This is a genomic window from Pontibacter sp. BAB1700 (assembly GCF_000277005.1).
Lineage (GTDB): Bacteria > Bacteroidota > Bacteroidia > Cytophagales > Hymenobacteraceae > Pontibacter > Pontibacter lucknowensis.
Genome location: NZ_AKIS01000235.1, coordinates 1 through 3,310, shown reverse-complemented (window position 1 = coordinate 3,310; position 3,310 = coordinate 1). Strand labels below are relative to the sequence as shown.

The 3,310-nt window shown below is 51.6% G+C and carries 2 protein-coding genes and 1 pseudogene; 2 read left to right on the top strand and 1 reads right to left on the bottom strand.

Features of this window, described 5'->3' with window-relative positions:
• Positions 1-271 precede the first annotated feature (271 nt).
• Together O71_RS20635 and O71_RS20630 are read left to right on the top strand one after the other, a co-directional pair.
• Positions 272-2,439 (top strand): annotated as a pseudogene (locus O71_RS20635) (glycoside hydrolase family 97 protein).
• A 129-nt stretch (positions 2,440-2,568) separates the two neighbouring features.
• Positions 2,569-2,763, top strand: coding sequence for a hypothetical protein (locus O71_RS20630; RefSeq protein WP_007661036.1), 195 nt, complete (start codon positions 2,569-2,571; stop codon positions 2,761-2,763).
• A gap of 70 nt (positions 2,764-2,833) precedes the next feature.
• On the opposite strand, the gene O71_RS20625 is transcribed toward O71_RS20630, so the two are convergent.
• A partial coding sequence (locus tag O71_RS20625; RefSeq protein ID WP_007661034.1) for an IPT/TIG domain-containing protein occupies positions 2,834-3,310 on the bottom strand: 477 nt, incomplete at its 5' end.

Sequence of the window (3,310 nt, the reverse complement as noted above, 5' to 3'; positions counted from 1 at the left end):
CTATTAAGTTTTATAAATATTTGAGAGAGGTTTGTAGACTTTATTTTAGTTAGCTCTGTACTATTGGTTTATATATTTTGTGTTGCACTGAAATTATTTTAATTGGTCAATACCGGATATCTTGGTTTCAATTTCATGCGAGTACCAGCGTTTTAGAGGGTGTTTCGGGATAAAGCGAATTTTAATGTATTTTGCATGCATCATTCAAAACCTGTAGGAGGCTAGCAGAGTACAATCAGCGGTTCCTACATTACATGTATTATCTTACACTATGCAACAAAACGCTAACCTGACTGATCGCCTCTCACGGCGGCTGTCACTTTTCCTTTTCCTGTTCCTGATTACCGTGCTGGTGCAGGCGCAGACCATCACCTCCCCGGACAAAAACCTGAGCATGACCTTCGAGCTGGCAGCCAACGGTGTGCCTACCTACCAGCTGACTTACAAAAAGAAGCCGGTCATCAAACAAAGCAAGATGGGATTTGAGATGCAGGATGTGCCTTCGATGATGAACGGCTTTACTGTGGCTAAGACCGAGCAGAACAGCGTGAACGATACCTGGGAGCCGGTATGGGGCGAGCAGAAAACCATCCGCAACAATTACAATGAGTTACTGGTAACGCTCAACCAGAAGGAGCACAAGGACCGCCATATCCGCATCCGTTTCCGTCTGTTCAACGACGGCTTGGGTTTCCGCTACGAGTTCCCACAGCAGCCGGAGCTCAAGTATTTCATCATCAAAGAGGAGCATACCGAGTTCAACCTGACAGGCGATCACAAGATCTTCTGGATACCGGGCGACTATGACACAAACGAGTATGCCTATACCACTTCGCAGATCTCCCAGATCCCGGGCCTGATGAAGAAGGCGACCATCGACGTGCATGCGCAGCACCCGATCAAAACCCTGGCTGTGCAGACGCCTTCCATGATGAAATCATCGGACGGAATGTACATAAACATTCACGAAGCAGCCTTGCTGAACTACCCGGCCATGAACCTGAACGTGGACCCGAAGACCTTCAAGTTCAGCACGCACCTGACGCCGGACGCCGTGGGTAACAAAGGCTATATGCAGACCGATGCGCAGACCCCATGGAGAACGGTTGTGGTGAGCGATAAGGCTACTGACATCCTGGCTTCTAAACTCATCCTTAACCTGAACGAGCCAACCGCTTATGAAGACGTATCCTGGATCAAGCCGGTGAAGTACATCGGTATCTGGTGGGAGTACTTTGTAGCTGGCAAGAGCACCTGGCTTATGGCACGGAAACAAATGTGAAGCTGACCGACGACTTTACGAAACTGACACCAAACGGTCGCCATGGTGCTACCACAGAGAATGCTAAAAAACACATCGACTTCGCCGCTGAGCATGGTTTTGATGCGGTGCTGATCGAAGGCTGGAACATTGGCTGGGAAGACTGGTTTGGCAACTGGAAAGAAGAAGTGTTCGACTTCGTGACGGCCTACCCGGATTTTGATGTGAAGGAAGTACAGAAATATGCTGAGTCGAAAGGGGTGCGCGTGATGATGCACCACGAAACTTCCGGATCTGCCACCAACTACGAGCGTCGCTTGAATGAGGCATTTCAGTTTATGCAAGATCATGGCTACAACTCCGTGAAGACCGGTTATGTAGGCAAGATCATCCCACGTGGTGAGCATCACGACGGACAGTGGATGGTGAACCACTACAACCACGTAGCCCGCACGGCGGCTAAGTACAAGATCATGATCAACAGCCACGAGGCAGTTCGCCCGACCGGTCTGCACCGTACATTCCCGAACTGGCTGGCGCAGGAGTCTGCCCGCGGTACCGAGTTTGAGGCGATGGGCGGTCTGGCACCTGATCACGCCACAATACTTCCGTTTACCCGCCTGATGGGTGGCCCGATGGACTACACGCCAGGCATTTTCCAGACAGACCTGTCGTACTACCACGGCGGCGAGCAGCGCGTGAACACCACACTGGTAAAACAGCTGGCTTATTACGTGACCATGTACAGCCCACTGCAGATGGCCGCTGATATACCGGATAACTATACCCGTTTCCCGGATGCGTTCCAGTTCATCAAAGACGTGGCGCTTGACTGGGATGATACCTGGGTGCTGGAAGCCGAGCCAGGCGACTACGTGACAATTGCCCGCAAAGCGAAAGGCAAGAACGAATGGTATGTAGGTGGCATCACTGACGAAAATACCCGTACTGCCAATGTGCATTTCGACTACCTGCCAAAAGGAAAGACCTACATTGCGACGATCTATGCTGATGCAAAAGACGCCAGCTGGAACAAGAATCCGCAGAAGTATACCGTGCGCAAAGTGCTCGTAAATTCGAAGAGCGTACTAAAGCAGCACTTAGCCTCAGGTGGCGGTGTGGCTGTGAGCGTGAAGGAGGGAAGCAAGCAGGAGCAGAAGGGCTTGAAAAAGTTGTAAGCTTATTCAGTTGATACTATATAAAAAGCGCCGTGCAGGAATGTACGGCGCTTTTTTTTTGGTTGCAATCGAATTATTTTAAGGTGTGATTTGTATCTTATTGATATGTAAACTTTTAGCCACTTACCTATGTACTCAGACGAATTTGAAGAAAATTATACGCAAATCCTTCACACACTTTTAAAAGCCTTCGCCAATAGCTCCGAAGTTGAACCTGAAAAGTTTTTCGACCTGGCTAGCGTCATAGAGAAATTGCGTGATGCCAGTCCTGTCCTTTACGATGCAATCAAATCGTTGGAAGACGAGCAAAGCAAAGCCGCTTAGTATTTCCATCAGGCTGACAGTGCTGTAATAGCCTTTTAACAAGGCTATTACAGCACTGTCAGCTTTTTAGTTACCAGTCCGCGTTCCGTCTGGATTTGCAGGAAGTAGAGCCGGCTTTGGCAGTTGGCAGCTTTATCTGCACCGCCTCCGGCCTCGGGCCGGAGATGCGGGTCTGGTGCAGGCGCTTGCCCAGGGCGTCATGCACCTGGAGCAGCTGCACGTCGAAGTCGGCGTGGCGCAGGCTGACGGTGAACTCGCCGTTGCTCGGGTTGGGGTAGACGGTGATGGCCTCGGCCGGCGCGAGCTCCTCCACGACAAAGTCGGCGCTGCTGAGGGCCTTGCCGCCGTAGCCTGTGATGGTCACCCTGCCGGTCGAGGCGCCCCTTGGCACCCGCACCTTATACCTGTCTCCGGTAGCCTCCAGCACCAGCGCCTCCCGTCCGTTGAAGGTGATCACGTCCTGCCGGCCCATGATGCCGAAGTGCTCGCCCGTGATCTCCACCACCGTTCCCACCGCGCCTTCACCTGGCTGCATGGCCGTGAATCT